We start from the raw sequence: 22,773 nt of genomic DNA on the forward strand, positions 1-22,773 counted from the left end.
GGAGCTCTGACCCGAAGAGACCCGCCAGTCGTGGGTTCAAATCCCACCGGCCCCATTTTTCATGCTTCATTTGTTCTCTACGCTTCGATATTCATCAAATCAGTTTTCATTGACCAGTTTTAAATTCATTTGGAGTGAAGGGGGTCAAAAGAGTTCAAAAAACATTACACTCTTGAATCTACTTCAAGCTTAAGAAAAAACTGATGGGATAAGTCGTAAAAAGTTGCAAAATCGCAAAAAGTATATACAATATAAGTTCTAAAACAAAAAAGGAGGGGTGTCTAATGCCTATTGAGCCCGATTATTTAAATAAAATGCAGAAAATTATAGAGTCAGTAAACCGAAACTTATCTATTTTAAATCCAGAGGGTGTTTTGACGGATTTACACGAACTCCAAGTAATTTTGGATTTTCTGGAAAGAGAACACGAAGCACAAGCTATTGATTATCTCTACAGAATCATAAATCCTGAAAGATGAAAAGACTATCATCTCTCTTGATTATTACGACGATCTCAAATCAGTAGTTAACGACTTACTCGAAGCAATAATATCGAGTCTAAAAGCAAATGAGCCAGGGTTAGAATTACATGCAACCATGATACGCCTCTATGAAGTGACGCGCCAATTAGAAAAATTGTGGGGGGTGATAATATCCCATCCAAATATCAATCCAAAAAAGACAGAGTAGAAGAAGTACAAGATCTGATGGATTATCATGAGTTGGTAAGTTACTTCCTATCTTCACACTTATCCAATCTTAAGACTGCAATAACCTTCCAATTTTCGAAAAACACTCAAAGCAAGAACCCAAACAAAAATACTTTGATACCTTAACTCCGGAAGAAAAGAGAATCTTGTTAATATCTCTCATCCACACCTTCGAACGAGAACTCCAAAAATTTTTTGAAGAAGACTTCCAAAATATCATAGATGCAAAAATGGACGCATTTCTTTCAAGATTGGAAGAAAAAATCGAATCTCGACTTGAAGAGTTGATTTCAGAGAAAAATAATATTCCAGAAGATGCAGAAGAACATGTAATTTTTGTAAAAGAGATTTCAATGGAAGATGCCAAAAAACTTGTAGAAGAGTTCATATCCGATAAAAAAGGCGAAATTATTACTGCTCTCGAAATAGCAGAAAAGCTAAATATACCTTATGAATTGGCTCATGAAATATTTCTACAATTGATAAAGGAGGGTAAACTTGAAGAACTCGACGAGTTCTGAAAGAGAAAGCATCCCAATTTATGATAAGAAGTTATTATTTAGTAGGGCGTAAACTTATCGTGATTGCTCGAACGATTTCTAAGCCTAAAGTTGTTCCAGGATCAAGTAGACATAAAACTCAAATGGCTGTTGCGTCCGGAAAAGAAGATTATGCAAAATGCTATATTGAGATACCTGCAAAAATAAAATGAATCATGTAAAACTTTTGAAAGAACTTATTCAATCTATCAAAATTTGAAAAGACGAGGGCGAGGTTTCCGAAATCCTCTTCTAAACCCACTTAAGCCACCTCTTACAGGTAGCTCAATCATCCTCTGAACCAAAGCAGTATATAAAGCATCTCGACCATCCTTCATTAAATCTCCCATATCCCATCTCACGGAACTTCAGCGGATGCATCTCGTCCTGAAATAAAGAATAAGGACACTAAATTCTAAAATTTTAGTCGAGAATTTCATTACGAAAAATTATTATAGATTGTAGGAGTATACTGTTTTGGGTGGTAATATGATTAGAAGAATACCCTCGACCATGAATGATGACTACCAGCTGAACATGACAAGAATAATCCAGCATGCTGCCAGAATTTATCCCAGAAGAGAAATAGCATCGAGAACGATGGCAGGAATGTTCAGATACAACTACGCAAAGGCTTACGAGCGGATTTGTGCAATGGCCAACGCTCTCGAAGAACTCGGAATTAAGGCTGGAGATGTTGTGGGCATAATGGGTTTCAACACACACCGCTTTTACGAGAGCTACTTCTCCGTTCCGGGTTTGGGTGCAGCATTGCTTGAACTCAACATGAGACTGCCACCAGCCGATTTGAGTTATGTGGCTGAGCACAGCGGAGCAAAGGCTCTGTTCGTTGATGACCTCCTGCTTCCAATGGCTGAAATGCTCGCACAGCAGCATGAATTTGAGTTCTTTGTCGTGATGAGTGACAGAGAGGTGGAAACAAAGCTCGATCCCGTTTACAGCTATGAGGATTTGGTGGAAAGGAACAAGAAGGAAAGAGAGTGGGATGAAATTGATGAAAAGAGTACAGCAACAATATGCTACACTTCCGGAACAACCGGAAAGCCGAAAGGTGTTTACTACTCACACAGGTCCATATATCTCCACGCATGGGGAGGCGTGGCAAACCTGAAGATAGGGACTGAGGACTGTGTCATGCAAATCGTGCCAATTTTCACGCAAATGGCTGGGGAGGCCATATTGGCGGGACGATGGTCGGAGCGAAACTCGTATTTCCCGGATTCTTCACACTTCAGAATGCAGATTTGCTGGTTAACATAATCGTTGAAGAGGGAGTGACAGCAACAAATGCAGCACCGGTCATACTAATCCCGATGCTGGAATATCTGAGAAAAATTGAACCCAAACCAAATCTCAAAGGTCTCAGAATAGGTTCAGGTGCCACAGAACCACCTGTAGCAATGATGAAGGGCTTTGCGGAGTTTGGTGTGGAGATAATCCATGCCTATGGGGCAACAGAGACGTCACCGCTCGTCACGATGAACTTCGTTAAACCAGGACTTGAGCTGAGCGACGAAGAGTACTGGGAAGTGAAGAGGTATCAGGGACTGCCGGTTCTGGGTGTGGAGGTAAAGGTTGTTGATGACAACGGTAACGAGCTTCCATGGGACGGAAAGTCGATGGGGGAGTTGTGGATAAAAGGACCGTGGATTACGAAGGAATATTACAACGACGAGAGGACGAAGGACAGCTTTGTTGACGGATGGTGGAAGAGTGGTGATGTCGCCGTCATAACTCCCGAAGGCTACGTCAAGGTTGTGGACAGAGTTAAGGACGTTATAAAGAGCAGTGGGGAGTGGATAAGCAGTGTTGATCTGGAAAACTACCTGATGGCGCATCCTGCAGTTTACGAAGCGTGTGTTGTTGCTGTAGAGCATCCAAAGTGGCAGGAAAGGCCGATAGCCATTATCGTTCTGAAACCGGAGTATAGAAATAAGGTGACTAAGGAGAAGATGAGAGAGTTTCTGATGCAGAGATTTGCGAAATGGCAGATCCCAGATGACATTATCTTCGTGAACGAAATTCCGAAAACCAGCGTAGGAAAGTTCGACAAAAAGCTGCTTAGGGAGAGATACAAAAAATACTTAATTGAAAAAGTAAAATAAAAATTTAAAGCTCTGCAACGATTTCATCCAGCAGCTTCAAGTAATCTTCCTCTTTTTTCCAGAGGTTTCCAAAGCTCATGTCGGCATTCGGATGATAGTAGCGGTCAATCGACAGAGCCCTGATGTGCGGAGCGAAGTTCTTGAAAGCTGCGAACATCTGGGAGCCGTGATAGTAGATTGTCCCAATCATCAAGACGAGGTCGTAGTTGCCCTGCCCATCGAATCCCGGCCAGTCCGGGTCGAGAAGGAAGTTCGTCAGCTCATGAAGCACTGCATATTTCACCTTTCCATCCAAACCAGCTTCGACAAACCTCGTTATGGCGCTACCAGTAGCGACAACCGTGATGTTGTCTTTCTCAACGAACTTCTTGACTCTCTCGAACATCTCATCTGTTATATCCGGCCCCACGATGAGCAGCGGTCTCTTTGCCTTCTTTATCATGTTTGCCACCGGCTTTCCCTTCTCAAGCAGAGTTGCCATCTTTGGCCCTGGAATGTTGGCAGCATCAAACGGCTGTTCGAATGCTTTTGGCATTTTCACCACCTCACAATGTCATGAATCCTTCCTTAAACAATCTCTCTACATTCGTCGGGTTGAAGCCTGCGTGGTAGCTTCTGATTGGTCCCTCAACGATCTTCTTCTTCTCCCAGTCGATCTTCCAGCCATGCTTGTCCTCAAGCTCCTTAAGCAGCTCTTCCTTCTTCGCCAGCGGTAGGTCAGCCTCGCTTCTCACGAAGAGGTGCCAGTCGTCTGGCATTCTCTTGAGATACTTAAGGCTGAGGTCGATGTAGTGTGTCAGCTTTATCGACCTTCCCTGGGCTGTGTCGTTGGGCCTGAAGCAGAGCTTAGCCATCAGCGGAATTGCCTCCTCAATCGTCTCTGCAGCAACAAGCAGATCCTGTGGGGCAGGCTCTATTCTTACCCTCTCTCCACTTCTGACGTCGTAGACCATCCAGTCTTCATCGTTGTATGGTCTGCCGAGGAAGGCTCTTCTGTACTTGCTGCCATGCGGCCCTACAACTGCTGGAATTCCGAGTCTGTTGAAACCGGTAGCAATTGATGCGGCCTTCTGGCTCATGGCTCCCCAAGCAACACCACAAGCACCAACTCTGTTCAGGATATAGTCAGCAATCTCCTCATAGTTCGCTCTGATGTTCCTCTTTGCGAATATTCTTGCAACCTTGATAGCGGCACCATGGATGTGAGCATTGCTGACGCAGCTTCCGATGTTCAGTACTCCACCGCCATCGAACCTGTCGTGGTACTTCTCGTAAACCGTAAGTCCCTCCTCATCCTTATAGATTGCTGCATCGAATGCCATACATCCTGTTGTCACAACTATGTAGTTTCTTGAGGCGAACTCATCTATTATGGTGTAAACCTCCTTGGTTCCGTTCGGGTAGTTTCCACATCCGATTGGAGCTATGATTCCGGGAATCGTTCCGAGAACGATCGGTGCACCGACATTTCTGATCTCTGAATCTCTAACAGGTCCTCTTCCTCTCCTGATCTTGCCCTTCTCGTTAACGATTCTGTTCCAGGCAGCGTAGTTCAGCATGTCGATGATGGGTATGTTCTTCGGACACACCTGCTCGCATCTTCCACATGCAATGCAGATGTCCCATCTCTCCTCCAGCTTGCTCCTGTCGCCATTCTCAGCAGCCTCCATCGCCTCACCGATCCTTATTCCCTGCGGGCATGCAATTGTACAGTTTCCGCACTGCGTACAAGCCTTGGCGTATTCTGTAAACTCCTCCTCTGTCAGTCTCGGCCCGATATCGTCGCCCCTCTGCTTCCTCCTTGCCCTTGCAACCTCAACAGCCACTTCACCAACTTTGAGTGGGTCAAGGATTACACAGCCCGGATTGCCGTCGAGCAGATACTTGATTATCTCTTTCGGCTCTTTAGCTGTCATGTCTGGCAACGCATGCATTGCCTTCTCATTAGTGCAAATTACCGGGATTCCGAGCTTCTTCGTGTGGTAGAGAATGTCTGCTCTTATGCACTGCTCATCAATTACGATGACGTCAGCAAGTCCTGCTCTTATGACCTTGAGCTGCCTGCTCAGAGCCGACACAATTTTGGCCTTCTGGTAGTACCTCGTCATGTCGTTCGCTGTGCAGCAGATTCCACCAAGATCAACTTCATCCTCCAGGCCGTTGTTCTCGATGTAATCTGCAATGTTCACTGCTGGCGGTGCGTGGTGGCCAATGACGAGAATCATGGCTTTACTTCTGTCCATGACGCCCATTCCCACCTCTATAAGCGGCTGATTGTCTTCACCCTTCGGCAGGCCAAAGGCACAGATCTGAGCGATGTCTGCAATTTCCTTGCCGAGAGAGTCAAGCATACCGAGGTGGAAGGCTTTACTTTCATAGTCAAGGTAGCTACCCTCCTGCCCGGTATGGATGGCATCGACAACCTGCACTATCTGCTCCTCGCAATACCTCAAAGCCCTCTCCAGATCAGCGAGAGTTTTCGGCTTTATTCCGGTAATAAGCTCTGTGAGCGGAGCTACCTCAGCAATCTCTGGTCCAAGGTCAACAGGTATTTCATCGAGCTTCTTGCCCAGCATGTGCTCTATGTCGTGGAGCATATGCCTGGCATGTCCCGTGTGGGCCGAAACACCAATTGAGCATGCAATTGTAACGATCCTGCCCGTCTGGGCTGCGAGATCAATACCGCAAGCTCCTCTTTTGTTTCCGGTCAGGTCACACTTGCCCATCGTACACAGGCAGCACATGTCGCAAGCGGGAGCATAGAACGGCTTGTACCTCTTGAGCAGGAAGAAGTCCCAGTCACGAAGGGTTGCAATGCCTGGCATCGGTGTTGGACCCATTGGAGCCCATTCCTCCTCCTCTTCGACAACTTCTCCAATTTTTATGCTGACGTTTTTCATGTCATCTATAACAAGAGCTCCTTTTCCTAATTCTAACACCATATACAAATCACCTCTTGTATGGTTATCGTTACCGTGATTTTAGCATATTAAGAACTTTTCGATTTATTTCCGAATTTCTCCGCGGATAACACTTTTTTTGGAGATGTTATTACCAAGAACTCAATTATTTTCTATTATGGTTTGTGCCTCTCCAATCATTGGTTTAGGACAACCGAAAACTTTAATAGCATTTAGGTAAACCTAAGAAACGATGTCAGTAGTACCACTATCAGCTCTCAGAGAAGGCCAGGAAGGCACAGTTGTCGCGATTAATGGAGGGAGAGGTTGTACAGCAAGACTTATGTCAATGGGAATAGTTCCTGGAAAGAAGATTAAAATCGCGGGTCGGAGAGGGGGGGCAGTTCTTGTTTCTGTCAACGGTACAAAGTTTGTCATTGGAAGAGGTTTGGCGATGAAGGTGGCTGTGGATGTTGGGGGGCAGGGCTGAGGACTATTTAGAGGCAATCTACACCCTCAGCAGGGAGAAAGGCTTTGCAAAAGTGATGGAGCTGTCTGAGATGCTGGATGTTAAGCCCGCAACTGTTTCTGAGATGCTTGAAAAGCTCTCCAGAATGGGCTACGTTGACTACAAGAAAAGGTCTCACGTAAAGCTGACAGAAAAAGGAATGAGAAAAGCAATGAGTCTGAGGGAGAAGAGGAACATTGTAATCAAGTTCCTCAAAGCTTTGGGAGTTCCTGAAGATGTGGCTGAAAGGGATGCTTGTGCTCTTGAGCACGTTCTGCATCCCGAAACTCTCAGGCAGCTCAGAAATTTTGTAAGGTTTGTTGAGTCCAGCCCTGCGATAAATCCGAGATGGCTGGAGCATTTTAGAGAGTTCTGCAGGACAGGGAAGCATCCGTGCAAGCAGAGGTGATTTTTTGAAAGTTGCCATGGTGGGGAATCCCAATGTCGGTAAAACGAGCTTGCTGAATGCTCTAACAGGCGGGGATTTTTCAGTCGGGAACTTTCCAGGAGTTACAGTCGAGAAAAAGGAAGGAAAGGGTTTGATAGATGGTAAGGCAGTAACTTTCGTTGACCTTCCCGGAATTTACAGCTTTCAGACGGAGAGTCTTGACGAGAAAGTGGCAAGAGACTACCTGGAGAAGGAGAAACCGGATCTGATTCTCAATGTGGTGAATGCCCTCAACCTCGAAAGGAACCTCTACCTAACATTGCAGCTAACGAGATTCGGCATTCCGATGGTCATCGCTCTAAACATGATTGATGAAGCGGAGAAAGAGAGAATCAGGATTGATACTAAAAAGCTGAGTGAGATCATAGGAGTTCCGGTCATCAAAACCTCTGCTGTTAAGGGTGTGGGTATCGAGGAACTCAAGAGGGAAATTCTGAGAGGAGGGAGCGTTCCGAAGGTCTTCAGTGGAGACCTTCAGGACATCATCAGGATGGCGGAGAAGATTGCTAGGGAGGTTAAGGTGGTTGAAAAGCTTGAAAAACCAGAAATTGATGAAGCTCTTGATGAGGTTTTTATGGACAGGCACCTTGGAATCCCCATATTTCTTTCGTTTATGTGGATGATGTTCATGTTTACTTACTCCGTGGCTCAGCCATTAAACGATCTCCTCAGCTTCTGCTTTGATGGCTTAGCTTCTTACGTTGCCAGCTTCGATGGGTGGTTTTTTTCAATGCTCGGAGACGGCGTTGTTGCCGGAGTTGGAAGTGTGCTCTCCTTCGTGCCGAATATCGCATTTCTGTTCCTTTTCCTCTCACTTCTTGAGCTAAGCGGATACATGCCGAGAGCCGTTTTTCTTGTTGACGGGTTCATGTCCAGATTCGGGTTGAACGGAAGGTCGGTAATTCCCCTGATCATGGGGTTTGGATGCAACGTCCCCGCAATTCTTGCAACGAGGAGCATCGAGGACAGAAAAGTCAGGATTGTGACAGCTTTGATCAATCCGTTCATGTCATGCTCGGCAAGGCTTCCGATTTACGTGCTCTTTGCCGGGATATTTTTCCCGAAGACAGGCAGCGTGGTTGTCATGTCGATGTACGTCATAGGCGTTCTGATAGCCCTGATTTCCGCTCTGATTTTAAGAAAGACGTTGCTGAAAGGGGAGAGCGAGTTTATCATGGAGCTACCTCCCTACATGCTCCCCAACCTGAAAGAGTTATGGCTAATGACGTGGTCAAGGACGAAGCACTTCATCCAGAAGGCCGGAACGGTGATTCTGGCAATGTCCGTCGTGGTGTGGTACATCACGACCTACCCTGGAGGAAGCATTGAAGAGAGCTACGCTGCAATGCTGGGCAAGGCCATTCAACCTCTCTTCTCTCCGATGGGCTGGAGCTGGGAGCTTGTTCTCGCACTGGTATCAGGATTCGTAGCAAAAGAGGTTGTTGTGGCAACGATAGGAGTGCTGAACATCGATGTTCCGAGCGTCATGACCTCCTACCAAGCCTTTGCGTACATGCTTTTCACTCTCCTTTACATGCCCTGCATCGCAACGATAGCCGCCATTAGAGCCGAGATAGGGACGAGATGGGCTATGTTTGCAGTCTTATTCAGCTTCTCGGTTGCATACGCTGTAGCCTTAATCGCCACGGGGGTGGGAATGTGGTTTTAGCCTTTGTTTTTACAGCTTACTTCTTTCTCCTGACAATACTTGAGATTCTGTCAGCCCTGAACCTGTTTGGCTTTGAAGGTGGAATGCTGATGAACGCATTTGTGCTTGGGACAGTTACCGCCACATATCTAAAAGGACTAATAGTAAAAAAGGACTCGTATAAGTTCGTAGCATCTTTGATTGCCTCTGCATTCTCAACTCTTGCAATTTTGGTTTATTTAGCCTCCGGAAGCTTTAGCTACGGAATTTTCGGATTTATTGCAGTTCCATACGCTGTTAAAGAGCTGGGAAATAAAAAATAGGTAAACTACCTAAATTACTTACCAAGTTCCCTCTTCAGCTCTTCAATTCTCTTTTTGATATCCTCAAGCTCAGCTTCGAGGTCTTCTTTCATCGCTTCGAGCATCTCAAGCTCGTCTTCAGGTCTGATGGCAGGTGGGTAGGGTGGATAGTCGTAGCCCCACCAGCCCCATCTCATCCATCCAGGAAGGCCAGTGGCTCTGTACCACCATCTCCAACCTCTGCCACCCCATCCCGGCATCCACCAGGGCATTACCACCACCTCCCTCTTCCTCTCGCTCTTCTACCCCAGAACCGTCTTCCGAACCATCCAAGCCATCTTCCACCGAAGGGTGGGAATGCAGAGCGGTTCATGAAACCTGGCATTTTGTAGCCTGAGCAAAATCCTGCCCTTCTTCCGGTTCTCGGCCCCAATCCCCAGGGCCCAGTCCTATCTCCACCGGGCATTTTTCTCACCTCCATTTAAAACTAAACACAAACCTGACTTAAATTTTTCGGTTAACCTAAAATTTAGTAGCTTGGCATGGAGGCCGGTCCCGATTAATGCCAATCCCTAAAAATTTGTAAAATCAAAAAATGTAAAGTAAAACCCAAGAAACGCTACACGCCCCCTTCAATGGCCTGCTCAACGTAAACAAGAGCTTCAGGATTCATCAGCGTTGACGTATCTCCTATTGTTCCCTTCGTGAGCTTTGCTTTGACGAGCCTCCTCATGATTTTACCACTCCTCGTTTTTGGTAAATCTGGAACGAAGTATATTTCATCCGGACGAGCAATTTTTCCGAGCACTCTTGCAACGTGCTCTCTCAGCTCCTCCTTGAGCTCTTCTGACGGCTGGTAACCCTTCCTCAAAATGACAAAGGCCACTATCGCCTCTCCCTTAACTTCGTGCGGTCTTCCAACAACAGCAGCCTCGCTCACCGCTGGATGGCTAACCAAAGCCGACTCAACCTCGCTGTTACCTATTCTATGACCCGCAACGTTCAGCACGTCGTCAAGCCTTCCCTGAATCCAGAAGTATCCGTCTTCATCAACCCTCGCCGCATCACCTGTCAGGTAAACATCCTTGAATTTCTCCCAGTAGGTCTTGAAATACCTCTCAGGATTCCTCCAGACTCCCCTAAGCATTCCCGGCCATGGCTTCTTTATGACCAAATACCCTCCAATATCCTTGCCATAAAGAGAATTGCCTTCTTCATCGAAAACATCAACTTCTATTCCCGGAAACGGCTTTGTCGCGGAGCCCGGCTTGAGTGGTGTTGTGGGAAGAGGAGCTATTATGAAGTGCCCTGTCTCGGTCTGCCACCAGGTGTCCATTATCGGACATCTTTCCTTACCTATGTGCTTGTAATACCAATACCACGCCTCAGGATTTATCGGTTCTCCAACGCTTCCGAGAAGTCTCAGGCTGCTCAAATCGTGCTTCTCCACCCACTCCTCGCCGAGGCGCATAAACATCCTTATGGCCGTAGGTGCGGTGTAGAAGACCGTAACACCGTATTTCTCGATAATCTCCCACCATCTGTCCGGTTTGGGATAGTCTGGAGCACCGCAGTAAATCACCGATGTTGCCCCCAGTATCAAGGGAGCGTAAACTATGTAGCTGTGGCCTGTAATCCAGCCTATGTCTGCCGTGCACCAGTAAACGTCGTTCTCCTTCAAATCCAAAACGAACTTCAGAGTTGCTGCCGTGCCAACAGCATACCCTCCATGAGCGTGCATAACTCCCTTTGGCTTTCCAGTCGTTCCGGAGGTGTAAAGGATGAACAGCGTGTCGTTGGCATCCATCACTTCCCTCTCGCACTCCTTGCTCTGCCCTCTCGTCACGTCATCCCACCAGTAGTCTCTTCCTTCCTTCATCGGCGGATCGGTTCCCACTCTTCTCGCCACGATGACTTTTTCAACACTCGGCGCTCCTTCCAGAGCCTTGTCCGCTTCTTCCTTGAGGTGGATGATACTACCTCTGCGGTAAAAACCATCAGCCGTGATTAGCAGCTTCGCCTCAGCGTCATTGATTCTATCTCTCAAGGCCATAGGGCTAAAGCCTGAGAAAACATCGGTGTGGATCGCTCCAATCTTTGCACAAGCGAGCATAGCAATAGGCAGTTCTGGAATCATTGGAAGGTATATCGCAACCCTGTCTCCTTTCTTCACACCGAACTCCTTAAGTGCGTTTGCAAGCTTGTTGACCTCTCTGTAAAGTTCACCGTAAGTTATTTTTCTCACATCTCCGTTTTCTCCCTCCCAGATGTAGGCAACCTTGTTTTTCCTGAGCTCAGCCTGCTTGTCGAGAGCATCGTGGACGATGTTGTATTTTGCCCCAACAAACCACTTCACATACGGAGGATCCCACTCCAGAACCTTTTCAGGCTCAGAAAACCATTCAATTCCTACTTCCTTTGCCATCTCACTCCAGAACCACTCTGGATTTTCCAGAGCCTTTTTTCTCAGCTCGTCTTCATCTTTTATATCGTGTTTGTCCATAAACTGCTTGATGTTCGATTTTTCGACAAGCTCCTTTGGCGGGTGAAAAACGCGCTCCTCCTTCAAAAGAGATTCGAGTCCTGGCATGACTAATTCTAATATTTCTTGAACTTAAATCCTTCGCGGCTTTTCCGATTGAGGCATAAACCACTGCTAGTAAAACTGTTTATGAAACAGCTCTCAAAACGTCCTCTATGTTCCTCAATCCGGAATTAACAACCTTCACAAGTATACCTCTGCTCCTGAGATGAGCTCTGGCTCCTTCACCCACCTTTTTAACAGCGACCATGTTTACACTGTATTTCTCAAGAAACTCGGATATCAGGTACCCTTTCTTTTTCTCCGCCCGATGGTGAGGATTCTCCACAACCTTCCTCTCTCCGCTTTCGAGGTCCACAATGACAAAGCTTGGGGAGTCGAGTTCACCTGTATAATGCCCATTTAAATCGATTGGAATTGCGAGGACTTTCGGTTTTGTGATGTTCACAACACACACGACGTTGACAACTTCCGGGATTCTCTCCTTTATTTCCTCCGAAATCTCCTTCTGAATGACATCGATTGTCTCAGCATCCATTCCGATGTCGACGGTAAAATGAACCTCGACAATTTTACTTTTCATCGTCCCTCTTGTACCTATAAAGTCCACGGACTTCACTCCGTCTATTTTTTCAAGAACCGATTTTACCTTTAACGCTAGCTCCTCATCGACCCTGTCCATGAGAACGTCAATGGAGTTCTTCAATACTGATCCACCAATCTGGAGTATTACGACCGATATGGCTATTGCAACAACGCTGTCGGCCCACCAGTAGCCGAGATAAACAAGAATAAACCCCACAACCACAGCCATTGAGGAGAGAACATCCACTCTTGAGTGCTTTCCTTCAGCAATCAGTGATGTTGACCTCGTCTTTACACCGACTCTTATCTTGTACCTCGCAAGGAGCTCGTTTGCAATGGCAGAAAACAGAGCAACAGCAACGGCATAGGATTCAAAGTTTGGTACGGACCCATTAACAAGGCTCAAAACAGATTCATGCAGAATTAAAAGGGATGAGAGGATTATTACCAGCCCAACTGCCATTTCAGCGAGACTTTCAGCTTTAAAGTGTCCGTACGGATGGCTTGCGTCTGCAGGCCTTTCCGCGACTTTTATCCCCAGCCAAACCAGAATGGAGCCGAGGACATCAACCAGTGAATGAATGCCATCGGCAATAAGTGCTGTTGAATTTGCGAAAATCCCGGCTACAACCTTAAAGACCGTTAAAATAACATTGGCAATAGCCGAAACCTTCCCTGCTCTGAGAGCTTCATCCATATGAGTTGTTTTATCCTCCCACTAAACTCTTTCCTTCATCCAGTACGAGTTCCAGTAGTAGGTATAGAGGGCTGCTGCTGGGTTGTGAGAGAGCACTCTATCTTTCGCTATCAGCGTTGTAACTGGAGCCTCTGAATACTTCGTAAAAACAGCATCGTGGCCGACACACAGTCCAACGATAATATTCAGCTCCGTCCCGTGTTTGTTAAGGTACAGCGCCTGAGCCACCGGGTTACAAGTTACCATCCCAATCAGATAACCAGTTTTTGACTGCATGGTGTACTCTTCTGGCACTCCTATTTCGGTTTTCAGAAAACTGCCTGTCTTGCACATCACGGAGACAACTTCAAAACCCCATTCTCGAAGTATTCTTGCTGTAACTTCAGCCTCCTTCTGAAGGCCTATGCAGAACGCTAATCCGAGCTTTTTGTATCCCATCCTCTTAGCAAACTCTATTGTATCTCTCAGGCGTGGCCACTGCATGTATCCCACAGCTTCAACAATGGATGCTTCGGTAACCATCCTCCTCGTTTCGGCATCTTTTTCGTATATCTTTCTTGCTTCCTCAAAGACTTCTCTGCTTGTAATCATTGGGCAGTTCTTGGGATTATCTTCACTCCTTACAACACACGAAAGCTTTCTGCAACTTTCACAGTTCATAGAAAAAATTGGATGAAAAATTAAAAAAGTTTTAGATACAGCAGGGAATCTGGAGTATTCCTGCCTCAAGAACCACGTACCTGAGCAACGCTCCCCCTATCAGCACGAAGATGGCTGAAATCGCTGTCACCGCCGTCACTCCCGGTCTTCTCACCTCATAGCCGAAGATCAGCATTATTGGAATTGCAAGCCCGAGCAGAAGCACTCCCCCGACGAAGTACGGAGCAAGCCAGCCGAACAGAATCGTGTTCACGGACTCTATTGCCGCAACTGGTCCGTAGCTCCTGATCAGCAGGAATATCGAGAGCACTATCAGCTCGAATATCATTGTGAAGCCGTCCATTTTTGCCATCACGTGGATTTCGTGAGATTCTCTGTCGATAACGAGCATCATTAAAATCAGCGATGCAAGGCCAGTTGAAAGCGCTGAAATCATGAATATCACTGGTAAGGCAGGAGCATTCCAGAAGGGGATGTTGAAGACTATTCCTATGAGTATTCCTGTGTATGCCGCCACACCGATTCCCGTTATGAACCCAAGCCAGCCGAATGCTTTGGTTAGAGTCTCACTTTTTGCCCATGGCAGCCATTTGAACCACCGGAGCTTTGGTGCGACGAATAGGGCTGCGAACAGCATGAAAGCTGAGAGCAGCGTCGAACCTACCACGATCCAGGATGAAGGGTTCAGTCTTGGGCTCAGAAGGACAAGGTAGAACCTCTCTGGGTGTCCGAGATCGAAGATAAGGAACAGCGTACCGATCAGGACGGCTATAAGGCCAAGGAGCGAGCCTCCAACTACGAGCGGCTCGCTCCCCTTCTGTCTCCAGAAGTAAAAGCTTATGCAGAACGCCATCGCTCCCAAACCGCCAAGGAAGAGGTAAAAGGCAATCAGTATTCCCCACCACGGCTGCTGCAGGAGGTAATAATGCTGAGGGTTCAGTATGAGCATACTATCACCTCGGTCTTATATAAAACACCTTAGGCCTCGTACCGTACTCAGCACCGATCGGAATGGCTCTGTTCTCCGCCACAAGCTTTGCCACCTCACTGCTTGGGTCGTCGAGGTCACCGAAAATCCGGGCATTCGCAGGGCATGTTTCAACACACGCCGGGAGCTTACCCTCCTTAACCCTGTGAACGCAGAACGTGCACTTGTCAGGGGTGTGTCTTTCCGGATGAATGTATCTTGCAAGGTAGGGACAGGCAACCATGCAATACTTGCATCCTATGCAGAGCTCATAATCTATAAGCACTATACCATCTTCGTTTACGTAACTCGCCCCGGTTGGGCATACGCTGACGCATCCCGGATGCTCGCAGTGCTGACATATCCTGTGCATGTACATAGTGGAGACGTTGGGGAACTTGCCCGTAACAACCCTGTGAACCTGAGTTCTCAGTCCTGTTTCATAAGGTACGTTGTTCTCTTCCACGCATGCCGTAACACAGGCCTCGCAGCCAAGGCACTTTTCCAAATCAATGACCATACCATATCGAGCCATTTTGACCACCTCACGCTTTGCTGATCCTTACAATCGTTTCCTGGCTCATTGTTGCACCGCTTATCGTGTCGAACTGCAGGGGAATTAGCCTTGCCATGGTCATCGCCCTCTGCGGGATGTTGGTGAGCTTCTCACTTCTCTGTCCGAAGCCGGATACGGTGAATATGGTGTCCTTTCTGACAAGCTCGTTGACGAACGCGATTGCTTCAGTCTTATCGCCTGTGTAGACAGACTCCACCACAACTCTATCCCCATTTCTTATTCCAAGTTCAGCCGCTCTCTCACTGTTTATCCAGATTCCCTTGTAGTAAAGCTCCGAATCCTCTATCAGCTTTGCCAGCAGAGGGTTGTCTGAGGTTGATGAGTGCGTCGTGAAGGGGCTGCGGCTGTAAACCATGTAAAACTCGTTGCTACCCAGCTTTCTCTCGCTGACTTTCGGTGGCACCCACTTAATCAAAGCGTCCCAGTAGGGATCCTGAACCTTTGAGGCGAAGTTTGCGAGCATGAAGCTGAAAATCTCAACTTTTCCTGTTGGAGTTGGTAGGGGCTCCTTATACGGCATGTTGTAAACAAGCTTATCACGACCAGCCTTTACCACGTAACCTTTGGAAAGCAGTTCGTTGTAGTTCACACCTTTCGCCTCAGCCTGAGCTCTCCTTATCCCCGCAACACCCTCTGTATGGTAGTAGGTCTTCAGCTTCTCTGCATCAACTCCGAGTCCCTTGCTGAGAGCCTTGAAAAACGTGTCTTCCGTTCCCAGTCTTGCGGAAATCTCTACCATCATCTCGATGACGTGCTTGGTGTCGTAAACTGGCTCTATAGCCTTCACTCTCGTGTGGAACCCGAAAGCTGGGGCGTAAGCAATCGGAAAGAGCGGGTCGTCCTTCTCTACATAAGTCGATTCGGGAAGAACAACATCAGCATAGTACAGGTGGTCTTGTGGAAGAATATCAACAGCAACCATGAAGTCAAGCTTGTTCAAAGCCTCCTCCCATTTCTTCCTCTCCGGCATGTTCATGAGGAGGTTGTGGCCAACAACGAAAAGCATCTTTATCGGATACGGATCTTCGTTGACGATCGCATCGTAAAATGCTTGGACTGTATGGCCGAGGAAGGCTGTTGCTATACCCCTCTTTTCGGCCCACATTCTGAGGACGCTTTGCGGTGGCGCCTCAGTGGTTTGAGCTTTTGTCGAGACGAACTGTGCGAGTCCTGTAAAAAGCAGTCCTCCGTCGTTATTGACAGAGCCAACGAGAGCGTTAACGATTGCTGCTGCCCTCCACGTGAGAAGGCTGTTCCTGTACTTCGGCCCGTGCCAGCCAGAATCGACAACACCTTTGTGAAGCGCGAAATCCCTCGCAATTTCCCTGATCTTTTCAGCCTCGATGTCGGTGATTTTTTCAGCCCATTCTGGTGTGTACTCAGCCACTCTCCTCTTCAAAGCCTCAAATGCTGGAATTACCTTCTCACCATCAACCTCATACTCCCCTTCAAGAGCTGGAAGCACCGCTGAGTCGTGCTCCACTGCCGTCCCCTTTGCGAGATCGTAAACCAGGTACTTCTTCTTCCCACCTTCATCCCAGACTTTGAACGGTTTACCGTCTTTGAGTAGCATGGGCGCATTGCTGTATTTGGCGAGGAAGTTCGAGTCGTAATGCTTCTCGTTGATTATGACGTTCATCATCGCTAACAGGAACGCCAAGTCCGTTCCCGGCTTGATTGGAAGCCACATGTCAGCTTTCGCTGCAGTTTCACTGTATCGGGGGTCGAGAACGATGAGCTTGAACTTTCTTCTGTTCTGTCCAAGCCTCCACCCATGAACGACACTTATGCTGCCAGCAACGTTTCTGCGAAGCATTATCACGTATCTTGCATTCTCGTAGTCGGTCAAGAGCTCAGGATGTGTCCCGAAACCGTAGGCAGACTTCCAGCCGAGAGCTTTGGGTATAAAGCAGAGTGCTTCAGGCACACCCACTCCGTTGGGAGTTCCGAGTGCTGCCAGAAATGCCTTGAAGAAGGGTTTGTAGTAAGTGCAGGGCAACCATCCGCCGAGCATTCCGATGTACTCTGGATGCCCCATCTCATGATATTCCTTCACCTTGCTTGCGATGAGCGATAAAGCTTCTTCCCAGCTAGCCTCTCTGAAGCTCCATGTTCCCTTTTCTCCTGTTCTTATGAGCGGTTTTTTAATCCTGTCCGGGTTGTAAACTCTTTGAACTCCAGCATTGCCTCTCGCACAGATTTTCCCGTTGTTTATCGGATGGTCTGGCGTGCCGTGAATTCTGTGAACTCTGCCATCCCTCACCTCCACCTGTATGCTGCATGCAGCCGGACACATTGCACATATATTTGGAACGAATTTTACTTCACCGCCTGCGGTTGTGGCTTCAGCGTATGACCTTGGCTGAAACTTGATACCTGCAGAAATTGCCGTAGCAGTTAAAGCCGTGGCTTTCAGAAAATCCCTTCTTGTGACCATACCATGTTTTTTTTATTTTATTTAATAAGAATTTTGCGGGGTTGAAGAAATTATCAATAACAAGACATAGGTTATCAATTATAAGTTTATTTTCTCAAAAATCAAGTTAAGATTTATGATCAAATGTTATACTCTTTAATGTTTCAAAAAGAATATATAAAGTAGGAAACATTTGACTAATTCTTACAGGCACCAGCTCCTTGCCACCAGAACTTGCGGTTCGCTCCTAATTCCTGCTGGATGATAAACTATCACTGGTACACATCCTCTTACATCCTTCCATATCTCGGTTTTAGTTACAAGAGCGTTGTTGAGATAAAATTCAACCATTGTGACGTAGTATCCCTGCACATTTTCACCTTTTCTGGGCCCGTCGGGTATTACAACCTCATCCCAGCTTGTCCTCGCCTCGCCAACTTCGAGAAGCTCGTCCAGCTCCATAAAATCGAGAGCCTCAAGCGGTTCCGGTGGGTCAACCAACGGCTCGTAGCTGTATCCGTCTGCAACCTCAACTTTTCCGTCGGGGGAGATGTAGGCAATAACCACACCCCTCGACTCAACGCTCGCTTCACCGAACTTTCCCCTGCTTGTCCACCTTTTACCCAGCACAAGCGGATAATCGAATGAGACAACCTCGTCGTCAAAAATCAGGTTTCCCGAACCCTTCAGATACCACGTCCAGCCCTCTTTGTCTATCCAGCCCGTTTCGTACGGAACAAGTCTCTGGTAGAGTACGGAAACAACCTCTTTCTTTGAATTCAGGAACACCTGTGCTTCGTATCCCTCCCTACCCTCATGCAACTTTCCGTATCCGTCGAGGAAGATTATCTCCTTCGTCTTCACATCCTCGTACACATACCTCTGCTCCCACTTGAACCAGTATTCTGGTTTTGGGAAAATAACGTGAGCCTTATCCGGATAAACCACATCCATGTTCCTCCCCGGATTATGATTCAGAAAAAGATTTCGAAGTTGGTTTTGCAAGGATTATGGAATATAAAAAGGAAACGAATTAAAAGTTTACACCTTCAAACCAGTCCTTCTCATACTCCTCTATCCTTCCGCTGTCTGCAAGCTTTAACAGTTCCTCCTCGATTGGAATGCTTGCGATGAAGCCAATGTTGTACTTCTTCGCCAGCGTTTCTCCCTTGCCCTCTCCGAATATGTAGCTCTTGTGACCGCAGTTGGGGCAAATGAAGTAGCTCATATTCTCCACAAGCCCCAAAACGGAAGTGTTCGTCTCCTCAGCCATGTTTATTGCCTTCTCAACGATTACAGCCGTCAGTTCCTGAGGGGTGGAGACAACAACCACTCCGGTTGGTTTTGCATCCTGCATTACCGTAAGAGGAGCATCTCCTGTTCCTGGGGGTAAATCAATAAGCAGGTAGTCAAGCTCTCCCCACGCAACCCTGCCGAGAAACTCCCTTATCATCCCCGCAATCAGAGGACCTCTCCAGATTACCGGTGTATTCTCCTTTGGCAGCAGAAACTGCATTGAGACTACCTTGATTCCATACTTCTGTGTTAAGACCGGTTCCAGTCCTTCGGCACTAACCGCGATCCTCGAATTTCTCAGCCCAAACAGGATGGGGATGCTCGGGCCAAGAAAGTCAGCATCCAGAATTCCAACCTTCTTCCCCTGTCTTGCATAGTGCACAGCGAGCAATGCTGTGACTGTGGATTTTCCAACTCCACCCTTACCACTCATCACAGCAATTCTATTCTTGATTTTGTCAAGCCTCTCCTTAATCTCCTCATCCGTAACCCTTCTCTGCATTCACAACACCTCCTTTACCTTTTTCCAGCATTCCACCATTTTCTCAGCAGCTTTACCGCTGAACGGAAAAGTGAGGTTTGCAATCTGCTCCGGAATCTTCTCATCGAAAGGAACTCTTCCAGCAAACTCTATTCCGTTTTCAAGGCAGTATTCCTCGATTTTCAGGGTTGCATCCTCATTTAAATCGTACTTGTTGACCACAACGAACGGTTTTATCCTGAAATGCTTGCATAACTCTAATACTCTCATCATATCGCTCAAACCTGAGGCTGTCGGCTCTGTCACGATGATTGCTGCATCAACGCCTGTCAGGCTCGCCATAACCGGGCAGCCAACTCCGGGAGCAGCATCCACAATGAGAAAGTCACTTCCGTTCTCGTCCGCAACCTTCTTGGCTCTGTTTTTCACCTCTGTAACGAGCCTTCCGGTGTTCTCCTCTCCCGGCTTTAACCTTGCGTGGACAAAATATCCCCACTGAGTCTTTGAGAAGTATATATCGCCTGTCTTCACATCCCTCATCTCTATCGCTTTCTCCGGACAGACGTTGAAGCAGAAAGCACAACCTTCGCACTTTTTCTCATCCACAAAGTACCCATCCTCTTCTGAAATCGCACCAAACCTGCAGAGTTCGTAACACAAGCCGCAACCTGAGCACTTTTCCTGCACTATTTCCGCCTTCTTAGTCGCAATGAAGTCCTCTGCCTTAAGAATTCTGGGATTAAGCAGAATGTGCAGGTTTGGAGCATCAACATCGCAGTCAGCAATAACACCTCCCTCTAAGGTGTGAATTGTTGCTGAAAAGGTCGTTTTTCCCGTCCCACCTTTCCCGCTTATCACGGCAACCTGCTTCACACTATCCCCTCGTAAAGCTGGACGAAGTAGTCTTTCATATCACGAAGAAGCTCTCCTCGTGAGTACTTTTCCGCAATATCTTTGCTGAACGGTATTTTCCCTAGAATCTCTATTCCTTCCTCCCTGCAGTATTTTTCAACCCCATCGAAAGGCAGGCCATGTTTGTTTACAACCACTCCAAACTTTTTGCCGAGTTCAGACACAACCTCAGCAGCAATCTTCAAATCGTGAAGGCCGAATGGTGTTGGTTCAGCGACGAGAATAACGTAGTCGGCATCGCTCACACTTTCAACCATTGGGCAAGATGCACCGGGAGGGGAGTCGATGATAGCTTTGCTCCCCATCAACTCCTTGACCTGCTTTATCAAAAAGACTGCCGATGCTTCACCTATTGTGAGTTCTCCATACGTGAGAGTAATTTCATCCGACTTTACTCTCACTATTTTCCCCGTCTGGTAGTCAACCTCCTCCATCGCCTTCTCCGGACAGAGATATACGCATGCACCGCAGCTGTGGCAGAGTTCGGGGAGTGTGTAGGCTTTATCAATAACATAGATGGCCGAATACTGACAGACATCCTTGCAGACCCCGCAGGCGTTGCAGTTGTCCTTCACCTCAGGTACCTTTCTGTAGGCTATCCTCTCCTCAGCGTCGCCCTTGATGAAGATGTAGTCATTTGGCTCCTCAACGTCCAGATCAAATAGGTCTATTGAGTTGAACACTGCCAGATTTACCGCTACAGTGGTTTTCCCTGTCCCGCCTTTACCAGAAGCAACAGCAATTCTCATATCTCCTCCACCAGAAAACGTTCTCCATCTCTCTTAACCCTTACCCGCATTTCCCTGCTTCCGTCAAAACCCCTTCTTCTCAACTCGGAAAAATCAGCTTTCTTCAGAAAGTCGAGGAGGAGCTCAAGTTCCTCCTCCATTCTCTTCTCCTTCTCCTCGTCTTCCTCTCTCAGCAGCTCCTGAACGAGTCTTTCGTATCTTCTTTTGGCAGCAGTTTCAATGCAGTGCCCGGCAAGATGAAGCACTACCTCCATCTGCCTCCTCCCATGCCACCTCCCATGCCTCTTCCCATTCCTCTACCGCCACCTCTTCCCATTCCTCCGCCCATACCGCCTGAAGGCGAGGTAATCTCCTCAAGCTCTCCTTTTGCGTACTTTTCAATCGCATCCTTTACTTTCAATCCAGCAGCGGCGTAAATCTTAATCCCGGCTGCTCTCAGCACATTCATGGCGTTGGGCCCAACGTTTCCTGTTAATACCACATCAACTTTTTTGTCAACAAGCGTTTGCGATGCAGCTATTCCTGCACCACTAGCCTGCGAGGCTGCTCTGTTCTCTATAACCTCCACATTTTTTGCTTCACCATCGTAGTCCACAATCGTAAACGTGGCAGCCCTGCCGAATTGCGGTGTTATGATGTCGTCAATCCCTCCTTTCAAAGTTGTTGCTGCAATTCTCATAACACTACTTCGCCTCACAGCATATAACTTTTCGGATTACCTAAAATTAGTGATGAGTGCAGCCCATTGCCTCATCAGCCTCAACCAGTTTTCCCGCCCTGAACTGCTCGATGGCATCCCTGACTCTCCCGCTGGCGCCCATGTAAACCTTTATTCCGAAGCTTTTGAACATGGCTATTGCCCTCGCCCCCATTCCACTGCAGATGACCACATCTGCGCCAGCAGATTTTATCAGTTCTGGGGGATAGCCAACTCCACCAAAATGCTCGCTTGTGTTTCTCACAACTTTGACTTCTCCCGTCTCCATGTCGTAAATCGTAAACGTTTCAGCTTTTCCGAAGTGCTCGCAAACGTAGTCGTCCAACCCTCCTCTGTAACTCGGTACACATACCTTCATGTTTAGTCTCACTTCCTCAAGATTTTTAGGCTTTTCTAAAAATTGGGTTTGCATATTTTTGTTTCCTAATTTCCTCCGTAGACGACAACATTACCAGGATACGTTGTTACCACAAACAAATTATCTACCAAGCACTCGATGATGTTAAGATGTTACAAGCAGCTTTTTATGTAATCGTAGGACTCTGAACATTTTCCCAATTCCGATAATATTTCCGGAGAAAGTGTCGACCTGTGTTGTAACTTCCGCTGGAAAACAAGCTATTTTTTCATTTTTTATATTTTTCCTTGTTTATCATCGAAAAATTTTTAAATTGATGATAATTAAAGTGTCACATGCGTGCAATGTTGGTGGTGCTTGGTTTGCTGCTTACAGTGGCCCCAGCAAGTGCCCTGATTCCGGGCGAGTGGACTGGAGACGGAAACAATCTGGACCTGGGATTTTGCAGCCGGGAGATATAATTCTCTGCAGAGGATGCGCTGGATGGCTTGAGGATAAGTTTGGTAACATAATAGGCCACTGGCACCATGCAGCGATGTACATAGGAAACGGTCAGATGGTAGAAGCCTGGAAAGATGGTATGAGAGTCGTATCGGTAGATATGGTCAAAAATGCGGATGATTGCGGTATATAG

Annotated in this window: 26 protein-coding genes and 1 pseudogene; 10 read left to right on the forward strand and 17 right to left on the reverse strand. The window is 47.1% G+C overall.

Annotated features, from left to right (window positions below):
- Positions 1–284: 284 nt before the first annotated feature.
- The 4 genes and pseudogenes from H0Z19_RS02645 (at position 285) to H0Z19_RS02660 (ending at position 3,375) form a co-directional block, all read left to right on the forward strand.
- Entirely contained in the window at positions 285–479 is a 195-nt protein-coding gene (locus H0Z19_RS02645) for a hypothetical protein (RefSeq protein WP_290723551.1), read from the forward strand.
- A 461-nt stretch (positions 480–940) separates the two neighbouring features.
- Positions 941–1,231: a hypothetical protein gene (locus H0Z19_RS02650; RefSeq protein WP_290723553.1), complete on the forward strand. Its 291-nt coding sequence runs from the start codon at positions 941–943 to the stop codon at positions 1,229–1,231.
- A 59-nt stretch (positions 1,232–1,290) separates the two neighbouring features.
- Complete coding sequence (locus H0Z19_RS02655) at positions 1,291–1,422, forward strand: hypothetical protein (protein ID WP_290723554.1); 132 nt, start codon at positions 1,291–1,293, stop codon at positions 1,420–1,422.
- 316 nt (positions 1,423–1,738) lie between these two features.
- Positions 1,739–3,375: pseudogene (locus H0Z19_RS02660) on the forward strand (long-chain-fatty-acid--CoA ligase).
- Positions 3,376–3,379: 4 nt separating this feature from the next.
- On the opposite strand, the gene cdhB reads toward H0Z19_RS02660, so the two are convergent.
- Positions 3,380–3,910, reverse strand: coding sequence for a CO dehydrogenase/acetyl-CoA synthase complex subunit epsilon (gene cdhB, locus H0Z19_RS02670; RefSeq protein WP_290723555.1), 531 nt, complete (start codon positions 3,908–3,910; stop codon positions 3,380–3,382).
- Positions 3,911–3,920: 10 nt separating this feature from the next.
- Positions 3,921–6,317 carry a CO dehydrogenase/acetyl-CoA synthase complex subunit alpha gene (gene cdhA / locus H0Z19_RS02675; protein ID WP_290723558.1) on the reverse strand — a complete coding sequence of 799 codons (2,397 nt, stop codon included), beginning with the start codon at positions 6,315–6,317 and terminating at the stop codon, positions 3,921–3,923.
- Positions 6,318–6,528: 211 nt separating this feature from the next.
- Between cdhA and H0Z19_RS02680 the strand changes: the two genes are divergently transcribed.
- From H0Z19_RS02680 to H0Z19_RS02695, 4 genes are read left to right on the forward strand one after another with little or no spacing between them, the layout of a single operon-like run.
- Complete coding sequence (locus tag H0Z19_RS02680; protein WP_290723560.1) at positions 6,529–6,765, forward strand: ferrous iron transport protein A; 237 nt, start codon at positions 6,529–6,531, stop codon at positions 6,763–6,765.
- Entirely contained in the window at positions 6,746–7,192 is a 447-nt protein-coding gene (locus H0Z19_RS02685) for a metal-dependent transcriptional regulator (protein ID WP_290723562.1), read from the forward strand. The genes H0Z19_RS02680 and H0Z19_RS02685 overlap by 20 nt, the downstream gene beginning before the upstream one ends.
- A 4-nt stretch (positions 7,193–7,196) precedes the next feature.
- Positions 7,197–8,900, forward strand: a complete 1,704-nt coding sequence (feoB, locus tag H0Z19_RS02690; RefSeq protein ID WP_290723563.1) for a ferrous iron transport protein B — start codon at positions 7,197–7,199, stop codon at positions 8,898–8,900.
- On the forward strand, positions 8,891–9,202 hold the full coding sequence (locus H0Z19_RS02695) for a hypothetical protein (protein WP_290723566.1): 312 nt from the start codon (positions 8,891–8,893) through the stop codon (positions 9,200–9,202). Before feoB ends, H0Z19_RS02695 begins: the two co-directional genes overlap by 10 nt.
- A gap of 14 nt (positions 9,203–9,216) precedes the next feature.
- Here H0Z19_RS02695 and H0Z19_RS02700 read toward each other — a convergent pair whose 3' ends face one another.
- The 15 genes from H0Z19_RS02700 to H0Z19_RS02770 all read right to left on the reverse strand — a co-directional run bounded on the left by H0Z19_RS02700 (position 9,217) and on the right by H0Z19_RS02770 (position 22,139).
- Positions 9,217–9,453: a DUF5320 domain-containing protein gene (locus H0Z19_RS02700; RefSeq protein ID WP_290723568.1), complete on the reverse strand. Its 237-nt coding sequence runs from the start codon at positions 9,451–9,453 to the stop codon at positions 9,217–9,219.
- Entirely contained in the window at positions 9,453–9,662 is a 210-nt protein-coding gene (locus tag H0Z19_RS02705) for a DUF5320 domain-containing protein (protein ID WP_290723570.1), read from the reverse strand. The genes H0Z19_RS02700 and H0Z19_RS02705 overlap by 1 nt, the downstream gene beginning before the upstream one ends.
- A gap of 138 nt (positions 9,663–9,800) precedes the next feature.
- Positions 9,801–11,771 (reverse strand): acetate--CoA ligase, encoded by a 1,971-nt coding sequence (gene acs, locus H0Z19_RS02710; RefSeq protein WP_290723572.1) that lies wholly within the window; start codon positions 11,769–11,771, stop codon positions 9,801–9,803.
- Positions 11,772–11,850: 79 nt separating this feature from the next.
- Positions 11,851–13,005: a cation diffusion facilitator family transporter gene (locus tag H0Z19_RS02715; RefSeq protein WP_290723574.1), complete on the reverse strand. Its 1,155-nt coding sequence runs from the start codon at positions 13,003–13,005 to the stop codon at positions 11,851–11,853.
- 21 nt (positions 13,006–13,026) lie between these two features.
- On the reverse strand, positions 13,027–13,665 hold the full coding sequence (locus H0Z19_RS02720; protein ID WP_290723576.1) for a DUF1847 domain-containing protein: 639 nt from the start codon (positions 13,663–13,665) through the stop codon (positions 13,027–13,029).
- A gap of 31 nt (positions 13,666–13,696) precedes the next feature.
- Positions 13,697–14,614, reverse strand: a complete 918-nt coding sequence (nrfD, locus tag H0Z19_RS02725; RefSeq protein WP_290723578.1) for an NrfD/PsrC family molybdoenzyme membrane anchor subunit — start codon at positions 14,612–14,614, stop codon at positions 13,697–13,699.
- 4 nt (positions 14,615–14,618) lie between these two features.
- Positions 14,619–15,167, reverse strand: a complete 549-nt coding sequence (gene dsrO, locus H0Z19_RS02730; RefSeq protein WP_290723581.1) for a sulfate reduction electron transfer complex DsrMKJOP subunit DsrO — start codon at positions 15,165–15,167, stop codon at positions 14,619–14,621.
- Between the two features lie 10 nt (positions 15,168–15,177).
- On the reverse strand, positions 15,178–17,646 hold the full coding sequence (locus H0Z19_RS02735) for a molybdopterin-dependent oxidoreductase (protein WP_290723583.1): 2,469 nt from the start codon (positions 17,644–17,646) through the stop codon (positions 15,178–15,180).
- Positions 17,647–17,829: 183 nt separating this feature from the next.
- A complete protein-coding gene (locus H0Z19_RS02740; protein WP_290723585.1) occupies positions 17,830–18,579 on the reverse strand; it encodes a hypothetical protein in 750 nt (249 codons plus the stop codon).
- Between the two features lie 79 nt (positions 18,580–18,658).
- Complete coding sequence (locus H0Z19_RS02745) at positions 18,659–19,423, reverse strand: Mrp/NBP35 family ATP-binding protein (RefSeq protein ID WP_290723588.1); 765 nt, start codon at positions 19,421–19,423, stop codon at positions 18,659–18,661.
- On the reverse strand, positions 19,424–20,275 hold the full coding sequence (locus H0Z19_RS02750; RefSeq protein WP_290723590.1) for an ATP-binding protein: 852 nt from the start codon (positions 20,273–20,275) through the stop codon (positions 19,424–19,426).
- Positions 20,272–21,063 (reverse strand): ATP-binding protein, encoded by a 792-nt coding sequence (locus H0Z19_RS02755; protein ID WP_290723591.1) that lies wholly within the window; start codon positions 21,061–21,063, stop codon positions 20,272–20,274. Before H0Z19_RS02755 ends, H0Z19_RS02750 begins: the two co-directional genes overlap by 4 nt.
- The gene (locus H0Z19_RS02760) at positions 21,060–21,317 is read right to left on the reverse strand and encodes a hypothetical protein (RefSeq protein WP_290723592.1); all 258 of its coding nucleotides are present in this window, start codon (positions 21,315–21,317) and stop codon (positions 21,060–21,062) included. Before H0Z19_RS02760 ends, H0Z19_RS02755 begins: the two co-directional genes overlap by 4 nt.
- The gene (locus tag H0Z19_RS02765; RefSeq protein WP_290723593.1) at positions 21,308–21,742 is read right to left on the reverse strand and encodes a NifB/NifX family molybdenum-iron cluster-binding protein; all 435 of its coding nucleotides are present in this window, start codon (positions 21,740–21,742) and stop codon (positions 21,308–21,310) included. The genes H0Z19_RS02760 and H0Z19_RS02765 overlap by 10 nt, the downstream gene beginning before the upstream one ends.
- 46 nt (positions 21,743–21,788) lie before the next feature.
- Positions 21,789–22,139: a NifB/NifX family molybdenum-iron cluster-binding protein gene (locus H0Z19_RS02770; protein WP_290723595.1), complete on the reverse strand. Its 351-nt coding sequence runs from the start codon at positions 22,137–22,139 to the stop codon at positions 21,789–21,791.
- A gap of 335 nt (positions 22,140–22,474) precedes the next feature.
- On the opposite strand from H0Z19_RS02770, the gene H0Z19_RS02775 reads away from it, so the two are divergent.
- Together H0Z19_RS02775 and H0Z19_RS02780 are read left to right on the forward strand one after the other, a co-directional pair.
- Complete coding sequence (locus tag H0Z19_RS02775; protein ID WP_290723596.1) at positions 22,475–22,600, forward strand: hypothetical protein; 126 nt, start codon at positions 22,475–22,477, stop codon at positions 22,598–22,600.
- On the forward strand, positions 22,582–22,773 hold the full coding sequence (locus H0Z19_RS02780) for a hypothetical protein (protein ID WP_290723598.1): 192 nt from the start codon (positions 22,582–22,584) through the stop codon (positions 22,771–22,773). Before H0Z19_RS02775 ends, H0Z19_RS02780 begins: the two co-directional genes overlap by 19 nt.

It is taken from the genome of Archaeoglobus sp. (assembly GCF_017656475.1).
GTDB lineage: Archaea > Halobacteriota > Archaeoglobi > Archaeoglobales > Archaeoglobaceae > Archaeoglobus.